We start from the raw sequence: 15,864 nt of genomic DNA, 5'->3' as shown, positions 1-15,864 counted from the left end.
GAAATCCCCCACCTTCGTGCATTAGACCAAAGTCGTCTGGAGGGTAAGGGGAAATTTGTCACACTTAGTGAACCTGTCCCACCGATGAGTGCACCCTATGCCAGATAAGTTCAATATGCAGTCACCACCGTTCAACCGCTTGACGGTCGAGCAACAGCACCAACTGCGCAGTGCTTTGGATGTGGCCTATTTTCGGCAGCGTGATGTGCTGATTGACACACAACAGCCAAGCACTCATCTGCATATTTTGATCAAAGGGACAGTTGAAGAGCGCAGCCCCGACGGGAAAGAAGTCTTCGCTCATTACGCGAATGATGACTTGTTTGATGTGCGCGCCATGTTTGATGAACAGAGTAAGCATCAATACATGGCCTTAGAAGACACCTTGTCTTATCTGCTGCCTAAGACAACTTTCTTGCAGTTGTACGAACAAAACGGTGAATTCGCCGCGTATTTCGATAATAACCTCGCCAAACGCCAAGAATTAATTGAAGCCGCCGCGCAGCAGAAAAACATCGCAGAATTCATTCTGACTAAAGTCGATAGCTCCATCTATCATCCGCCTTTCATTTTGTCGCCAGACCTGCCGCTCAACACCGTGACTCAATTGATGAAAGAGCGGGGCATTGACGCGGCGTTAGTCGCTCTTGAGCCGCATGACCCAAGATTAGATCGCCTCCATGCCCATCCTTACGCGATTGTGACACGCACCAATATGCTGCATGCAGTCATGCTCGAAGGCCGCCCTTTGGATACGCCCGTCGGTGAAATTGCCACCTTTCCGGTATTGCACGTCGATGAGGGCGATTTTTTGTTTAATGCCATGGTGATGATGACGCGCCAACGCATTAAACGGGTTATGGTGTGTAATGGCAATCAAGCCGTGGGGTTGCTGTCGATGATTCAGATCCTCAGTGCATTCTCCACCCATTCTCATGTATTGACGCTCGCGATTGCCCGTGCCGCCAGCATTGATGAGTTAGCACTCGCGGCTAATAAACAGCGTGAATTGGTAGAAAATCTCATGTCACGCGGCGTGCGTACCCGTTTTGTGATGGAACTGATTTCCGCCGTCAATGAACAGATCATCGAAAAAGCCTTTGAATTAGTGGTTCCTCCGGCGTTGCACGATCAGTGCTGCTTAGTGGTGCTCGGCTCGGAAGGTCGTGGCGAGCAGATCCTCAAAACCGATCAAGACAACGCGCTGATCATTCAAGATGGTTTGGAATGGCACCAATGCCAACCGATCATGGAAAACTTCACCCACACCTTACTTCAACTGGGTTATCCACTCTGCCCCGGTAAAGTGATGGTCAATAACCCGAAATGGGTGCGCAGCCAAAGCGAATGGAAACGCACCCTTTCTGATTGGGTGAAAGCCGCTCGCCCCGAACAAGTGATGGACATCGCCATTTTTGCCGATGCCCATGCCGTGGCCGGAAACCGCGCCTTGCTGGCGCCAGTGAAAACCTATTTACGCCAATTAATGGCCGATCAAGAGCTCATCTTGGCCGAATTCACCCGTCCGGCTCTCAACTTCTCGGTACCGCTCACCTTGTTTGGTAACGTAAAAAGCAGCAAGCAAGGGATTGATATTAAGCAAGGCGGCATTTTCCCCATCGTACATGGTGTGCGCGCCTTAAGTTTGGAGCACGCCATCGAGGCCAATAACACCTTTGACCGAATTGAAGCGCTCGTACACAAACGCGTTCTTGAACAAGAGACCGGCGACAACCTAAGCGAAGCCTTTAAGCTATTTTTGAAACTGCGCCTAGCCCAGCAACTTGGTAATCAGCACAGCACTAACCAGATCGACTTCAAGCAGCTCGACCGTACCGAGCGCGATTTATTGCGTCACAGCCTGCATGTGGTGAAAAAATTTAAACAGTGGCTCGGTTACCACTATCAAATACGTGATTGAGGTGCGGAATGAACTGGTTACTGCGCCGCTACTGGCACGCCAAGCTTAAGGATTCTCCCTATCAACGGCTGTTTGAAACGGCTCGCCATCATGAGTACGTCTCGCTCGATTGCGAAACCACTAGCCTAGATCCTAAACGCGCCGAGCTGGTGACTATCGCTGCGACCAAAATTATCGACAACCGTATATTGACCAGTCAGCCGTTTGAAGTGCGACTGTGCGCACCGCAGTCGCTCGACTCGGGCTCGGTTCGCATTCATAAAATTCGCCATCAAGATTTGCAAGATGGACTGAGTGAAAAGGAAGCGCTGATCCAACTCATCGATTTCATTGGTAATCGGCCTTTAGTGGGCTACCACATTCGTTACGATAAAACGATTTTGGATATCGCCTGCCGTAAGCATCTCGGCTTTCCGCTGCCTAATCGACTGATTGAAGTGAGCCAGATCTATCACGATAAACTGGAAAAACATCTGCCCAATGCCTACTTCGACCTGAGTTTAGAGGCAATTTGCCGCCATCTGGATCTCCCATTGCAAGACAAACACGACGCGCTGCAAGATGCGATTGCCGCCGCTTTAGTCTTTGTGCGCTTGACCAAGGGCGATTTACCACAATTTATTGCTCCCGGTGTGTAATCAGCACTGCATTTCAGTGATCTCTCCCGCTCTTTTGTTGACTGGTTGCCGTGAAATCCCCTCAGCTCAGGCTTTCATCCTAAAGTCTAATTGTAGAAATTCCTGCCCTGACTGAGAGTTATAAGCGAAACGAATTTCCTCCTCTCGTGTTTCAAACGCGCCATTTCAGGAAATTTGCCGAATTCACAAGGAGAACCCGCAATGAGTGAAGCCCATATTTATCCGGTCAAACAGAACATCAAAGCGCATACCCATGCCGATAACGACACTTATCTGGCAATGTATCAGCAATCAATCAAAGATCCGGAAGGCTTTTGGAGCGAGCACGGCAAAATCGTCGACTGGATTAAACCCTTTACTAAGGTCAAACATACTTCTTTTGACCCAGGCCATATCGATATTCGCTGGTTCGAAGATGGCACCTTAAACGTCTCTGCCAACTGTATCGATCGTCATCTGGCGACGCGTGGCGACCAAGTCGCGATTATTTGGGAAGGTGACGACCCAACTCAAGACAAAACCCTGACTTATAAGCAACTGCACCAAGAAGTGTGCCGTTTTGCCAATGCGCTGAAAGAACAAGGCGTACGTAAGGGCGATGTCGTGTGTATCTACATGCCAATGGTGCCAGAAGCGGCAGTAGCCATGCTCGCTTGTACCCGTATTGGTGCAGTGCATACTATCGTCTTTGGGGGCTTCTCACCGGAGGCGCTAGCAGGCCGTATTATCGACTCTAACGCCAAATTGGTGATCACCGCCGACGAAGGGGTTCGTGGCGGCCGAGCCGTCCCCCTAAAGAAAAATGTGGATGAAGCACTCACCAACCCAGAAGTCAAAAACATCAGCAAAGTGATGGTACTCAAGCGCACCGGCGGCAATGTCGCTTGGCATGAGCACCGTGATATTTGGTGGCATGAAGCAACGGCAAAAGCGTCCGATCATTGCCCACCAGAGGAGATGAAAGCCGAAGATCCGCTGTTTATCCTCTACACTTCCGGTTCAACCGGCAAGCCGAAAGGCGTATTGCACACCACGGGCGGTTACTTAGTCTATGCGACCATGACCTTCAAATATGTGTTCGACTATCAACCTAACGAAGTGTTTTGGTGTACTGCCGACGTAGGTTGGATCACCGGTCACTCCTATCTGGTGTATGGCCCATTGGCGAATGGCGCAAAAACTATTTTGTTTGAAGGTGTACCTAACTACCCCACTACCGCACGCATGAGCGAAGTGGTGGATAAACACAAGGTCAACATTCTTTACACTGCGCCAACGGCGATCCGTGCGCTGATGGCCAAAGGTGATGAAGCGATTAAAGGCACCCGCCGTGACAGCTTGCGCATTATGGGCTCTGTGGGTGAACCAATTAACCCAGAAGCATGGGAATGGTACTACCGCACGATCGGTAACGAAAAATCACCGATTGTGGATACTTGGTGGCAAACCGAAACGGGCGGCATCTTGATCACGCCACTGCCGGGTGCAACCGCACTGAAACCTGGTTCGGCGACACGCCCCTTCTTTGGCGTACAGCCAGCACTGGTCGATAACATGGGCGAAATTGTGGAAGGCGCAACTGAAGGTAACTTGGTGCTGCTCGATTCATGGCCGGGGCAAATGCGTACTGTGTATGGCGATCACGACCGCTTTGAACAAACCTACTTCTCCACCTTTAAAGGCATGTACTTTACCGGTGATGGTGCACGTCGCGATGAAGATGGTTACTACTGGATCACAGGCCGCGTCGATGACGTACTCAACGTTTCTGGTCACCGCATGGGTACGGCAGAAATTGAATCCGCACTGGTGGCATTCAATAAGATTGCCGAAGCTGCCGTGGTCGGTGTTCCACACGACATCAAAGGCCAAGCGATTTACGCTTACATCACACTCAATGATGGGGTGTACCCAAGTGCTGAGCTGCATAAAGAAGTGAAAGATTGGGTACGCAAAGAGATTGGCGCTATCGCGACACCAGATGTCCTGCACTGGACCGATGCGCTACCGAAAACCCGCTCAGGTAAAATTATGCGCCGCATTTTGCGTAAAATTGCCACCGGCGATACCAGCAACTTGGGCGATACCTCAACGCTAGCGGATCCAAGCGTAGTTGACCGCCTGATTGCCGAAAAAGCGCAACTGAAATAACAACGACGATACCCTAATAACTTAACGTCACAGGTGGGTAGTTGAGTGAGTGAGACAATCCCAATTGCATCGACAAGCGATGTAATTGGGCTAACGAGCTTAACCACGGTAGCGTCAAGTAGAAAGGGATAAACCTTTGCTTGCTATTCAAAACTCCGGAACACTTGATGGCCGGAGTTTTTCTTTTGCCTTTACGCTAGCCAATCACTGTTCCTCGCGCATTGTTCCGCTCATGACGTAAAAATGAAGGGATCTGGTTACGAACCAATAACCATCTTGCAAGAAAACACACTCCACTTTGCAAAACATTGGGTTTAGGCTCATCGTATTCGCTGGTTATCTCCCCTATTTTGTTAACCTGACTGCAGATTCAAACCATCAAACTAGGTGATTAGACCAGTAAATTGCTGCCATTTGTTATGAATTAGCTATAATCGTGGGCAATTTAATAAAATCCGCGAACTTTTGACAAAAACTTTATGTCGAATAAGTAAATTTGTGGGAAACTGCTTATTCACCACACAATAAAGGACGATGGCTACACAATGACTGCAAAATCTCGCATTCTTGTTCTAAACGGACCAAACCTCAATTTATTGGGTTTGCGTGAACCTGCCCACTATGGTTCACAGACTTTGGAACAGATCGTATCGACATTGCACGAGCAAGCACAACAGGCAGGCATTGAGTTAGAACATCTGCAATCTAACCGCGAATATGAGCTGATTGAAGCCATTCACCAAGCTTTCGGCAAAGTGGATTTCATCATCATCAATCCGGCGGCCTTTACCCATACTAGTGTTGCGTTACGCGATGCCTTGCTTGGGGTGGCGATTCCTTTTATTGAAGTGCATTTGTCCAACGTTCATGCACGTGAGCCCTTCCGCCATCACTCCTACCTATCTGATAAAGCCCAAGGGGTGATTTGTGGTTTAGGCGCTCAAGGTTACGAATTCGCTTTGTCTGCCGCGATTCGAGCGTTGCAGGCCAAGCAATAAAGACACTCTGCAGCCCATTGGGGCTGTCTTATTCACAAGATAAAAGAGAAAGAAACATGGATATCCGCAAAATCAAGAAGCTTATCGAGTTAGTTGAAGAGTCTGGCATCGCAGAACTGGAAATTTCTGAAGGTGAAGAGTCAGTACGCATCAGTCGTTATGGCCAACCAGCTCCAGCACCTCAAGTGCACTACGCAGCAGCTCCCGCTCCCGTTGCGGCACCAGCGCCTGTTGCTCAAGCAGCAGTAGCCGAAGCACCTGTAGCAGCTAAAGTACCAACAGGCCATAAAGTGCTTTCTCCAATGGTCGGCACGTTCTACAGCTCACCAAGCCCAGACGCCAAAGCGTTTGTCGAAGTAGGTCAGAGTGTATCTGTTGGCGATACTCTGTGTATCGTTGAAGCGATGAAAATGATGAACCAGATCGAAGCGGACAAATCAGGCGTAGTAACGGCGATTCTTGTTCAAGATGGTCAGCCAGTTGAATTCGACCAACCGCTTGTTGTTATCGAATAATCGAGGCCACCTTTATGTTAGATAAAGTAGTCATCGCGAACCGGGGTGAAATTGCGCTCCGTATTCTTCGTGCATGTAAAGAATTAGGTATCAAGACGGTAGCCGTGCATTCAACCGCTGACCGCGACTTGAAACACGTGCTGCTGGCCGATGAGTCTATCTGTATCGGCCCTGCAAAAAGCATCGACAGCTACCTGAACATTCCACGCATTATCTCTGCAGCGGAAGTCACTGGTGCAGTGGCAATCCACCCAGGTTACGGCTTTTTGTCTGAAAACGCGGATTTCGCAGAACAAGTTGAACGCAGTGGCTTCATCTTTGTGGGTCCAAAAGCGGAAACCATCCGTTTGATGGGCGACAAAGTGTCAGCGATCAACGCGATGAAAAAAGCCGGTGTACCTTGTGTACCAGGTTCAGACGGCCCATTGGATAACGACGAAGCGAAAAACAAAGCTCACGCAAAACGCATCGGCTACCCAGTGATTATCAAAGCCTCTGGCGGCGGCGGCGGTCGTGGTATGCGTGTGGTGCGTAACGAAGCTGAATTGACCAAATCGATCCAGATGACGCGCGCAGAAGCGAAAGCCGCATTCAACAACGACATGGTGTACATGGAGAAATTCCTAGAGAACCCACGTCACGTTGAAGTGCAAGTGATTGCTGATGGTCAAGGCAATGCGATTCATCTTGGTGAGCGTGACTGTTCAATGCAGCGTCGTCACCAAAAAGTAGTGGAAGAAGCACCAGCACCGGGCATCACTGAAGACTTGCGTAAGTTCATCGGTGAGCGTTGTACCCGTGCGTGTATCGAGATCGGTTACCGTGGTGCCGGTACGTTTGAATTCCTGTACGAAAACGGTGAGTTCTACTTCATTGAAATGAACACCCGTATTCAGGTTGAGCACCCAGTGACTGAAATGATCACCGGCGTTGACCTGATCAAAGAACAGTTGCGTATCGCCGCTGGTCAACCGCTGTCTTTCAAACAAGAAGACATCAAAATCCGCGGCCATGCGATCGAGTGTCGTATCAACGCGGAAGACCCAGAGCGCTTCCTACCTTGCCCAGGCAAGATTGAACGTTTCCACGCAGCGGGCGGTATGGGTGTACGTTGGGAGTCACACATTTACTCTGGCTACACCGTACCAGCACACTACGATTCGATGATCGGCAAACTCATCACTTACGGTGAAAACCGTGATGTAGCGATTGCTCGTATGCGTAACGCGCTCAATGAGATGATTGTTGAAGGGATCAAAACCAACATCCCACTGCAACAATCGATCATGAAAGATGAAAACTTCCAGAAAGGTGGCACTAACATCCACTATCTGGAGAAAAAACTCGGTATCAAGTAAGCCGCCGTTTTTATTCTCATCGCGCATAGTCCAATCAACACTCCCCAAACGACTTGGATTGGCTGATTGCACTAGGAATACGATAAAGCCCACTCCGGTGGGCTTTTTGTTTTAATTCCGCACACTTTCTGGCCTGAACATCAGTGGCAAATCTGCTACACTCTGCGCCAATCTAAACCCGATGAGATCTTAAGCCATGCCTTGGATTCAAATTAAACTCAATGCGACTAACGACAATGCAGAAGCGATTGGCGATATGCTGATGGAAGAAACTGGCGCCGTGTCTGTCACTTTCCTCGATGCCCAAGATACGCCTGTATTTGAACCTCTGCCGGGTGAAACCCGCCTTTGGGGGGATACCGATGTGGTGGCACTGTACGAAGCGGATATGGATACCTCGCTGATCCTTCAGCAGATCAAAGCAAGCAACATGCTAGCTGAAGGTTTTGCTCACAAAGTGGAGCAAGTGGAAGACAAGGACTGGGAACGCGAATGGATGGATAACTTCCACCCAATGCAATTTGGTCGCCGCCTCTGGATTTGCCCAAGCTGGCGTGAAGTGCCAGACCCACAAGCGGTGAACGTGATGCTCGACCCAGGCTTGGCTTTTGGTACCGGCACTCACCCCACGACCGCACTGTGCCTAGAGTGGTTGGATAACCTCGACCTGACTGGCAAAACCGTGATCGATTTTGGTTGTGGCTCGGGCATTCTGGCGATTGCTGCCATCAAACTTGGCGCCGCGAAAGTGATCGGTATTGATATCGATCCACAAGCTCTACTGGCGTCCAAAGACAACGCAGCACGTAACGGCGTGGAAGATCAAATCGAAGTTTACCTGCCGAAAGACCAACCAGAAGGTTTGCTGGCTGATGTGGTAGTCGCGAACATTCTGGCCGGCCCACTACGTGAGCTTTCTCCGATCATCAAAGGACTCCTGAAGCCCGGCGGCCAACTGGCCATGTCTGGCATTTTAGATACGCAAGCCGAAAGCGTAGCGGAATTCTACCGTGACGATCTGGAACTTGACCCCATCGCAGAAAAGAGCGAATGGTGCCGCATTTCTGGCCGCAAGCTAGGCTAGACAAGACTTTGAAGCCTAATTGACTGATAAATCGACTATTTGGCAAAACAATTTGCCAATGCTCAAATATTAGTCTTTTCAGGCATCAAAAAAATGCGTAAAATGCGCGCCCTTGCTGGTACGAAGCTGTGAAGACGTTTTGAAAATCGGAAATCATCAACTTAAGAACAATCTGATCGTCGCCCCTATGGCGGGTGTCACCGACAGACCCTTTCGAGAGTTATGTTTACGCTACGGGGCAGGAATGGCGGTCAGTGAAATGATGTCATGCAATCCTGCGTTGTGGAAAACGGCCAAATCGCAAAACCGTATGGTACATGAAGGCGAATCGGGCATTCGCTCAGTACAAATTGCGGGAAGCGATCCACAGCTCATGGCCGAAGCCGCGCAGTTCAGCGTTGAAAACGGTGCGCAAATCATCGATATCAACATGGGCTGCCCAGCCAAAAAAGTAAATAAAAAGCTAGCCGGCTCTGCACTACTCCGCCATCCGGATGTGATTGAAAGCATCCTGAAAACGGTCGTCAATGCAGTGAATGTTCCTGTGACACTCAAAACCCGTACTGGCTGGGATACAGACAATAAAAACTGTGTCTCGATTGCTCAATTAGCCGAAGACTGCGGCATTCAGGCATTGGCTCTCCACGGACGTACCCGTGCCTGCATGTACAAAGGTGAGGCGGAATACGACAGCATTAAAGCGGTGAAAGCGGCTGTGAGCATTCCAGTTATCGCTAACGGTGATATCGATAGCCCGGAAAAAGCCCGCTACGTACTGGAGTACACCGGTGCAGACGCTTTAATGATCGGTCGTCCAGCCCAAGGACGACCATGGATTTTTCAGGAAATCCAACACTTTTTGGAACACGGCACCACAATGCCAGAACTTCCGATTTCGGAAGTGAAAGACATCATGCTTGGTCATGTAAAAGCACTCCATCAGTTTTATGGAGAGTACTTAGGCCCACGGATTGCACGCAAACACGTGAGTTGGTATCTGCAAGAGCATGAACAAGCGAGTGCGTTTCGCCGTACCTTCAACGCCATTGAGACTGCTGACCAGCAACTTGATGAGCTCGAAGGGTATTTTGATAACGTTGCATCATAATTAAGAGAAGAGCTAGACCGAATATGTTCGAACAAAATCTGACTTCAGAAGCTTTAACCGTTACTACCGTAACTTCACAAGACCAAATCACGCAAAAGCCACTGCGTGACTCTGTTAAAGCGTCTCTTAAAAATTACTTGGCTCAACTGAACGGCCAAGAAGTGACTGAACTGTATGAATTAGTTCTAGCTGAAGTTGAACAACCACTTCTGGACACCATCATGCAATACACTCGCGGTAACCAAACTCGCGCAGCAACTATGATGGGTATCAACCGCGGCACTCTTCGTAAGAAACTGAAAAAATACGGCATGAACTAATCTTCACCGACGTTTTTTAAGCCCTGACTTTGTCAGGGCTTTTTTATTGGTTTGTATTCCACACACTCAATGGTTGTGCGCATTCCGTCACTTCTTCATAATGTTACTCATAACATTTTATAAAAGACTCAATAACCTATGACAAGAAAACAGCGCGCGACATTGCAAGATGTTGCGGATCAAGTTGGCGTAACAAAAATGACTGTGTCGCGTTATCTGAGAAACCCGGATTCGGTGGCGGCAGCCACGCGGGAGAAGATAGCGCTGGTGGTCGAGGCTTTGGGATACATTGAAAATCGCGCCCCTGCGATGCTCTCCAAGTCATCCAGTAAAGCGATTGGTATTTTACTACCTTCCTTATCGAACCAAATTTTTGCCTCTTTTGTACAAGGAATTGAAGCGGTAACTAAAGCTAATGGCTACGAAACCCTACTCGCCCACTTTGGTTACGATGAAGAGGAAGAAGAGCGAAAAATTGCGTCACTGCTCGCTTATCAGGTCGATGGTCTCATCCTCACTGAAAGCCATCACACCAAACGTACCTTACAAATGATTGCCAACTCTGGCGTACCGGTAGTCGAAACCATGGAACTGCCCGCCAACCCGATCGATATGGCGGTGGGTATGGATCACGTTGAAGCCTCTTATCAGGCGGTGAAAAAAATCATCGCAGCGGGCAAACGTTCGATTGCCTATTTCGGCGCACGGCTCGATACCCGTACCAAACTGCGTATGCAGGGCTATGACCAAGCGATGCAAGAAGCCGGGCTTCCCATTAAACATGTATTAACCGGTTCGCATTCGAGCTTCTCTCTCGCGGCTCAGTTGCTTGATGAAGCCTTTGCTCGTTACCCCGATCTGGATGGCGTGTTCTGCACCAACGATGACATTGCGATTGGTACTTTGTTGGTGGCGCAACAACGCGGCATTCGAATTCCAGAACAGCTTTCGGTGATTGGTTATAACGCGTTGGACATCGGTCGTACCATTACCCCGAAACTGACCAGTGTCGATACGCCACGTTATGCGATTGGTGAGAAAAGTGCCGAACTGTTGATTGCCGCGCTCAAAGGGGAGCGCGCTGAAAATCATGTGCTGGATATGGGCTATCGTTTTACTGCGGGTGAGAGCGTATAACGCCAAAATCGATGACAGAGATACGAAAAAGGCGGTATACACCGCCTTTTTTGATGCTTCACCTTCTGCAAGGTTAAACAATAAAGCTCGCACCCAGCTCTGCCGAAGATACGGCTTGGCGCATCACTTTAAATAGTTCACGGCCCCACATTTGTTGGTCACGCTCGGTATCGAGTGCCAAGGCTTGGCGGTGACTCATGTCAGTCAGGTTTTCCAACGTACCCGTGCTGCAATCTAGGCGCACTAGGTCACCATCACGCACTAGGCCAATGGCTCCGCCGCGTACCGCTTCTGGTGATACATGGATAGCGGAAGGAATTTTGCCTGATGCGCCGGACAAACGACCATCCGTCACTAACGCGACTTTGAATCCAGCCTTTTGCACGTTGCCCAAAATTGGCATCAGTTTGTGCAACTCTGGCATACCATTGGCCGCTGGGCCATTGTGCGTCACCACCACGATGCAATCTTTATTGAGCTCGCCACGCTGGTACGCGGCTTCCACTTCATGCTGACATTGGAATACCACCGCCGGTGCTTCAATGATTCGCTGCTCCTCTTTCACCGCAGAGACTTTAATCACCGCACGGCCTAAGTTACCGCTGAGCACTTTGGTGCCGCCAGTCGCTTGGAAACACGCTTCGCTAGCCGCGATCACTTGCGCATCACGCGTGCCATCACACGCAACCCAACGCAGCTCGCCGTCCACCAACTCAGGCAGAGTCAGCTGATCACTAAACTCACCAAACACTGGTGTTACGTCTGAATGCAGCAACTTGGCTTCATGCAAACGCTTCATCAGCGCGGGTACACCGCCCGCTTGTTGGAAAGCGTTCATATCCGCGGGGCCATTCGGGTACACCTTCGCTAGCAGAGGAACCACGTCAGACAGATCACTCATGTCTTGCCACGTCAGCAAAATTCCTGCCGCACGTGCCACCGCCAGCATATGAATCGTATGGTTCGTGCTGCCACCTGATGCCAACAGAGCCACAATACCATTAAGTAAGCTTTTCTCTGTTACCACTTCATAGAGTGGTCGATATTGAGCGGAACCTTGCGTCATGCTAGCGATTTTTACGGTGGCATCATCATTCAATGCTTGGCGCAGCGCTGAGTGAGGGTGCACAAACGCCGAGCCCGGCAGCATCAACCCCATCGCTTCAAACACTAATTGGTTGGTGTTGGCGGTGCCGTAGAAAGTACACGTACCCGGCGCGTGGTAAGCCTGACACTCCATATTCAGCAGTGCCTCTTTACCCACTTCACCCGCCGCATACTTTTGGCGAATATCGACTTTCTCTTCGTTACTGATACCAGTCGCCATTAATCCTGCAGGCATAAACGCGGTCGGCAGATGAGCGTAAGAGAGCGCGCCCATCAATTGCCCCGGGGCAATTTTGTCACAGATGCCGAGCAGCAAAGTGGCATCAAACACATTGTGACTGAGGGAGAGTGCGGTCGCCTGCGCAATCAAATCACGCGAAAACAGCGACATATCCATCCCCGGTTGGCCCTGCGTCACGCCATCGCACATCGCGGGCACACCTCCGGCTACCTGCGCTGTGTGGCCATATTCAGCCAACACCATTTTAATGCGGTCTGGATAGTGCTGATAAGGTTGATGCGCACTGAGCATGTCATTGTACGAGGTGACAATCGCCACATTACTGCGCGTGAAATCGAGAATCGCTTTTTTCTCTGTGCTGCAAGAGGCCGCCACTGCGTGGGCTAAATTACCGCAAGAGAGTGAGGTGCGACCTTTGCCGGCTTTTTCTTGTGCTTGACTGCGTGCAATGAATGCCGCGCGTGCTTCACGGCTACGCTCGATTAGATTTTCAGTGACTTTGGCTAAAACCGGATGAATCATAACCCCTCCTGCTCTTGCAGTGCTTGAATGGCACCATTCACAATCTCTTGCACTGAGCAATCAATCGAAATGATCAGCGTTTTCGGCTCACCATCTGGGCGCTGTAAGGTTTCAAATTGGCTGTTGACCATGTTCTCTTTCATGAAATGGCCTTGGCGAGCGCGCATACGCTCCATGATCAGCTCTTTCGAGCCATCTAAGAACAAGAAGGTCACATTCTGGTTGCCTTCACGGATCTGATCGCGGTACTGCTTTTTGAGTGCCGAACACACAATCACGCCGTGTTCATTTTTACTCTCAAGGCTGTAGGCGGCATCGCGAATACGCTCCAACCAAGGCTTACGGTCTTCGTCATCTAACGGTTGGCCGGAGGCCATTTTCTGAATATTGGCGCGCGGATGAAGATCATCTCCATCAATGAATTTACGTCCAGTCTGCTTTGCCAATAACTCACCAATGGTGCTTTTACCGCAAGCACAAACCCCCATCACAATGATGCTACTACCGGCCATAACGACTCCTTAATACCAAACTTGCGCGTGATCGCATTTTTAAAATTCACTTCGAAATATGGGTTTATCTTATTCATGTTATGGGTAACATGTTACCGGTAACTTCACTAAATGTGAGCTATAACACAAACTATAAAATCTGGACGGTGAACTCATGGCCCCTTTACTACAAACCTCTGATCCAACCTATCTCTTATCCGTGGCGGCGGTTGCGATTGTTGCGCTACTGCTGCTGATTATTCGCTTTAAAATCCACGCTTTTGCTTCACTGACCTTAGTCAGTTTAGGCACGGCGATTGCCACTGGCGTCTCTTCAGACAAGGTGGTTTCCACCATGATGACGGGGTTTGGCGGTACGCTCGCTTCCGTTGCGTTACTGGTCGGCCTTGGTGCAATGATCGGTAAAATTTTAGAAGTGACAGGCGGTGCGAAAGTGCTGGCGGATACGCTGATCGGCCGCTTCGGCGAACAGCGCGCCCCGTTTGCGCTCGGCGTAGCATCGCTACTGTTTGGCTTCCCCATCTTCTTTGATGCGGGCCTGATTGTGATGATGCCGATCATTTTCAGCGTTGCGAAACGCTTTGGTGGCTCACCACTGAAATACGCGCTGCCTTCAGCAGGTGCGTTTGCGGTAATGCACGCCTTTGTTCCACCTCACCCGGGGCCGGTTGCGGCAGCCGAACTGCTGGGTGCAAACATTGGCCTGCTCCTGATGGTCGGTATTCTGGTGGCAATCCCAACATGGTATTTGGGCGCTTACTTATTCGGTCTGTATGCCGGTAAAAAATTCGACATCCCTCTGTCTAAAGCGTTCTTCAATACCGATGCGATCATTGATGAAGCCAAGCTGCCAAAATTCGCCACGGTAATGACCATTCTGGTATTGCCAGTACTGCTGATTTTCATGGATACCGGCTTAAACACCCTCGCGGTTGCAGGCATCATTGATGGCAAAACACCGGCCGTAGAATTCCTACGTATGCTGGGGAAAACTCCGATTGCTCTGTTGATCACTCTGCTGGTTTGTTTGGCGGCATTTGCCAAAGATTACGGTATGGCACGCCTCGAAAAACTGTGTGGTGACTCTCTTGCACCAATCTGTGCGGTGATTCTAGTGACGGGTGCGGGCGGCATGTTCGGTGGCGTACTGCGTGCCAGCGGCATTGGTAGCGCGCTGGCTGGCGTGCTCTCGGATACAGGTATGCCAATTGTGATAGCAGCATTTGTCATTTCTACCTGTTTGCGTGTGGCACAAGGCTCAGCCACTGTAGCACTCACTACCACGGCAGCCCTAATTGCACCAACGGTAGCGGCAACCACTGGCTTATCGGAACTGGATCTGTGCTTTATCGTGATTTCGATTGCCGGCGGTGCTACTGTGCTTTCACACTTTAACGATTCTGGTTTCTGGCTGGTGTCACGTTTGATGGAGATGGATGAAAAAACCACTCTGAAAACGTGGACCGTGATGGAAACCCTTTTAGGCGGTATCGCCTTCCTGATTGTGGCAACACTCAGCTTTATTCTGTAGAGGTATGGACTCATGACCATTGAACAACGCTTACGAGCGATCAAAATTGTCCCTGTTATTGCGATTAACGATGTCGCCCACGCACTGCCATTGGCCAAAGTGCTGGTAGAAAACGGTTTGCCTTGTGCAGAAGTCACTTTCCGTACCGAAGCCGCAGCGGAATCCATCCGCATCATGCGTGAAGCTTACCCTGAGCTGCTGATCGGTGCGGGTACCGTACTCACAAGCGCACAAGTGGACGAAGCGATTGCAGCGGGTGCGGATTTCATCGTAAGCCCAGGGCTTAACCCGACCACAGTGAAATATTGTCAGCAGCGCAATATCGCGATCATTCCGGGCGTCAACAACCCAAGTTTGGTTGAGCAAGCGATGGAAATGGGTCTACGCACTGTGAAATTCTTCCCTGCGGAACCTTCAGGTGGTATTGCGATGCTGAAAGCACTCAGCGCCGTGTACCCAGTAAGCTTTATGCCAACGGGCGGTATCAATCCAAACAATGCGCAAGAGTATCTGGCGCTTAAATCTGTCGTAGCGTGTGGCGGTACTTGGATGGTACCAACCGACCTGATGGACAAAGGCGATTGGGATGCACTGGCTGAACTGGTACGCAACGTCTAACACAATCAACACTCTTGATAAGGCCAAGCTATGCTTGGCCTTTTTTATTTCGACTTCGATACGCTTAAAAGAGACCCTGCCCACAACTTCACCACTTTTCCCC

Annotated in this window: 14 protein-coding genes; 12 read left to right on the top strand and 2 right to left on the bottom strand. The window is 50.0% G+C overall.

Annotation, left to right across the window (positions count from 1 at the left end):
• Positions 1–97: 97 nt before the first annotated feature.
• From MKA69_RS05430 to MKA69_RS05385, 10 genes are all read left to right on the top strand, one after another.
• Positions 98–1,921, top strand: coding sequence for a cyclic nucleotide-binding/CBS domain-containing protein (locus MKA69_RS05430; protein ID WP_305847652.1), 1,824 nt, complete (start codon positions 98–100; stop codon positions 1,919–1,921).
• A gap of 8 nt (positions 1,922–1,929) precedes the next feature.
• Positions 1,930–2,559 carry a 3'-5' exonuclease gene (locus tag MKA69_RS05425; RefSeq protein ID WP_001104315.1) on the top strand — a complete coding sequence of 210 codons (630 nt, stop codon included), beginning with the start codon at positions 1,930–1,932 and terminating at the stop codon, positions 2,557–2,559.
• A 201-nt stretch (positions 2,560–2,760) separates the two neighbouring features.
• Positions 2,761–4,710: an acetate--CoA ligase gene (acs, locus tag MKA69_RS05420; RefSeq protein WP_055028337.1), complete on the top strand. Its 1,950-nt coding sequence runs from the start codon at positions 2,761–2,763 to the stop codon at positions 4,708–4,710.
• Positions 4,711–5,255: 545 nt separating this feature from the next.
• On the top strand, positions 5,256–5,708 hold the full coding sequence (aroQ, locus tag MKA69_RS05415; protein ID WP_000125570.1) for a type II 3-dehydroquinate dehydratase: 453 nt from the start codon (positions 5,256–5,258) through the stop codon (positions 5,706–5,708).
• Between the two features lie 56 nt (positions 5,709–5,764).
• The gene (gene accB / locus MKA69_RS05410) at positions 5,765–6,223 is read left to right on the top strand and encodes an acetyl-CoA carboxylase biotin carboxyl carrier protein (protein WP_000354614.1); all 459 of its coding nucleotides are present in this window, start codon (positions 5,765–5,767) and stop codon (positions 6,221–6,223) included.
• 14 nt (positions 6,224–6,237) lie between these two features.
• Positions 6,238–7,581: an acetyl-CoA carboxylase biotin carboxylase subunit gene (gene accC, locus MKA69_RS05405; protein ID WP_000884884.1), complete on the top strand. Its 1,344-nt coding sequence runs from the start codon at positions 6,238–6,240 to the stop codon at positions 7,579–7,581.
• A gap of 196 nt (positions 7,582–7,777) precedes the next feature.
• Entirely contained in the window at positions 7,778–8,665 is an 888-nt protein-coding gene (gene prmA, locus MKA69_RS05400) for a 50S ribosomal protein L11 methyltransferase (protein ID WP_305847651.1), read from the top strand.
• A gap of 139 nt (positions 8,666–8,804) precedes the next feature.
• Complete coding sequence (gene dusB / locus MKA69_RS05395; RefSeq protein WP_005524774.1) at positions 8,805–9,773, top strand: tRNA dihydrouridine synthase DusB; 969 nt, start codon at positions 8,805–8,807, stop codon at positions 9,771–9,773.
• Positions 9,774–9,796: 23 nt separating this feature from the next.
• Positions 9,797–10,093, top strand: a complete 297-nt coding sequence (fis, locus tag MKA69_RS05390) for a DNA-binding transcriptional regulator Fis (protein WP_000462885.1) — start codon at positions 9,797–9,799, stop codon at positions 10,091–10,093.
• Between the two features lie 138 nt (positions 10,094–10,231).
• The gene (locus MKA69_RS05385) at positions 10,232–11,230 is read left to right on the top strand and encodes a substrate-binding domain-containing protein (protein WP_055031685.1); all 999 of its coding nucleotides are present in this window, start codon (positions 10,232–10,234) and stop codon (positions 11,228–11,230) included.
• A 73-nt stretch (positions 11,231–11,303) separates the two neighbouring features.
• Here MKA69_RS05385 and edd read toward each other — a convergent pair whose 3' ends face one another.
• Both edd and MKA69_RS05375 read right to left on the bottom strand, forming a co-directional pair.
• A complete protein-coding gene (gene edd, locus MKA69_RS05380) occupies positions 11,304–13,100 on the bottom strand; it encodes a phosphogluconate dehydratase (protein ID WP_095457127.1) in 1,797 nt (598 codons plus the stop codon).
• Positions 13,097–13,612 carry a gluconokinase gene (locus MKA69_RS05375; protein WP_055034209.1) on the bottom strand — a complete coding sequence of 172 codons (516 nt, stop codon included), beginning with the start codon at positions 13,610–13,612 and terminating at the stop codon, positions 13,097–13,099. Before MKA69_RS05375 ends, edd begins: the two co-directional genes overlap by 4 nt.
• A 154-nt stretch (positions 13,613–13,766) precedes the next feature.
• On the opposite strand from MKA69_RS05375, the gene MKA69_RS05370 reads away from it, so the two are divergent.
• Positions 13,767–15,143 (top strand): GntP family permease, encoded by a 1,377-nt coding sequence (locus tag MKA69_RS05370; protein WP_305847650.1) that lies wholly within the window; start codon positions 13,767–13,769, stop codon positions 15,141–15,143.
• A 12-nt stretch (positions 15,144–15,155) separates the two neighbouring features.
• Entirely contained in the window at positions 15,156–15,761 is a 606-nt protein-coding gene (locus tag MKA69_RS05365; RefSeq protein ID WP_000151471.1) for a bifunctional 4-hydroxy-2-oxoglutarate aldolase/2-dehydro-3-deoxy-phosphogluconate aldolase, read from the top strand.
• Positions 15,762–15,864: the final 103 nt, after the last annotated feature.

Source organism: Vibrio sp. AH4 (genome assembly GCF_030710545.1).
Taxonomy (GTDB): domain Bacteria; phylum Pseudomonadota; class Gammaproteobacteria; order Enterobacterales; family Vibrionaceae; genus Vibrio; species Vibrio metoecus.
This window is presented reverse-complemented; position numbering and strand designations above follow the sequence as displayed.

Coding starts and splice junctions, on each gene's coding strand:
- MKA69_RS05430 (WP_305847652.1), top strand. CDS start 98: ATGCCAGATAAGTTCAATATGCAGTCACCACCGTTCAACCGCTTGACG.
- accB (WP_000354614.1), top strand. CDS start 5,765: ATGGATATCCGCAAAATCAAGAAGCTTATCGAGTTAGTTGAAGAGTCT.
- accC (WP_000884884.1), top strand. CDS start 6,238: ATGTTAGATAAAGTAGTCATCGCGAACCGGGGTGAAATTGCGCTCCGT.
- fis (WP_000462885.1), top strand. CDS start 9,797: ATGTTCGAACAAAATCTGACTTCAGAAGCTTTAACCGTTACTACCGTA.
- MKA69_RS05425 (WP_001104315.1), top strand. CDS start 1,930: ATGAACTGGTTACTGCGCCGCTACTGGCACGCCAAGCTTAAGGATTCT.
- prmA (WP_305847651.1), top strand. CDS start 7,778: ATGCCTTGGATTCAAATTAAACTCAATGCGACTAACGACAATGCAGAA.
- MKA69_RS05375 (WP_055034209.1), bottom strand. CDS start 13,612: ATGGCCGGTAGTAGCATCATTGTGATGGGGGTTTGTGCTTGCGGTAAA.
- edd (WP_095457127.1), bottom strand. CDS start 13,100: ATGATTCATCCGGTTTTAGCCAAAGTCACTGAAAATCTAATCGAGCGT.
- MKA69_RS05365 (WP_000151471.1), top strand. CDS start 15,156: ATGACCATTGAACAACGCTTACGAGCGATCAAAATTGTCCCTGTTATT.
- MKA69_RS05370 (WP_305847650.1), top strand. CDS start 13,767: ATGGCCCCTTTACTACAAACCTCTGATCCAACCTATCTCTTATCCGTG.
- aroQ (WP_000125570.1), top strand. CDS start 5,256: ATGACTGCAAAATCTCGCATTCTTGTTCTAAACGGACCAAACCTCAAT.
- MKA69_RS05385 (WP_055031685.1), top strand. CDS start 10,232: ATGACAAGAAAACAGCGCGCGACATTGCAAGATGTTGCGGATCAAGTT.
- acs (WP_055028337.1), top strand. CDS start 2,761: ATGAGTGAAGCCCATATTTATCCGGTCAAACAGAACATCAAAGCGCAT.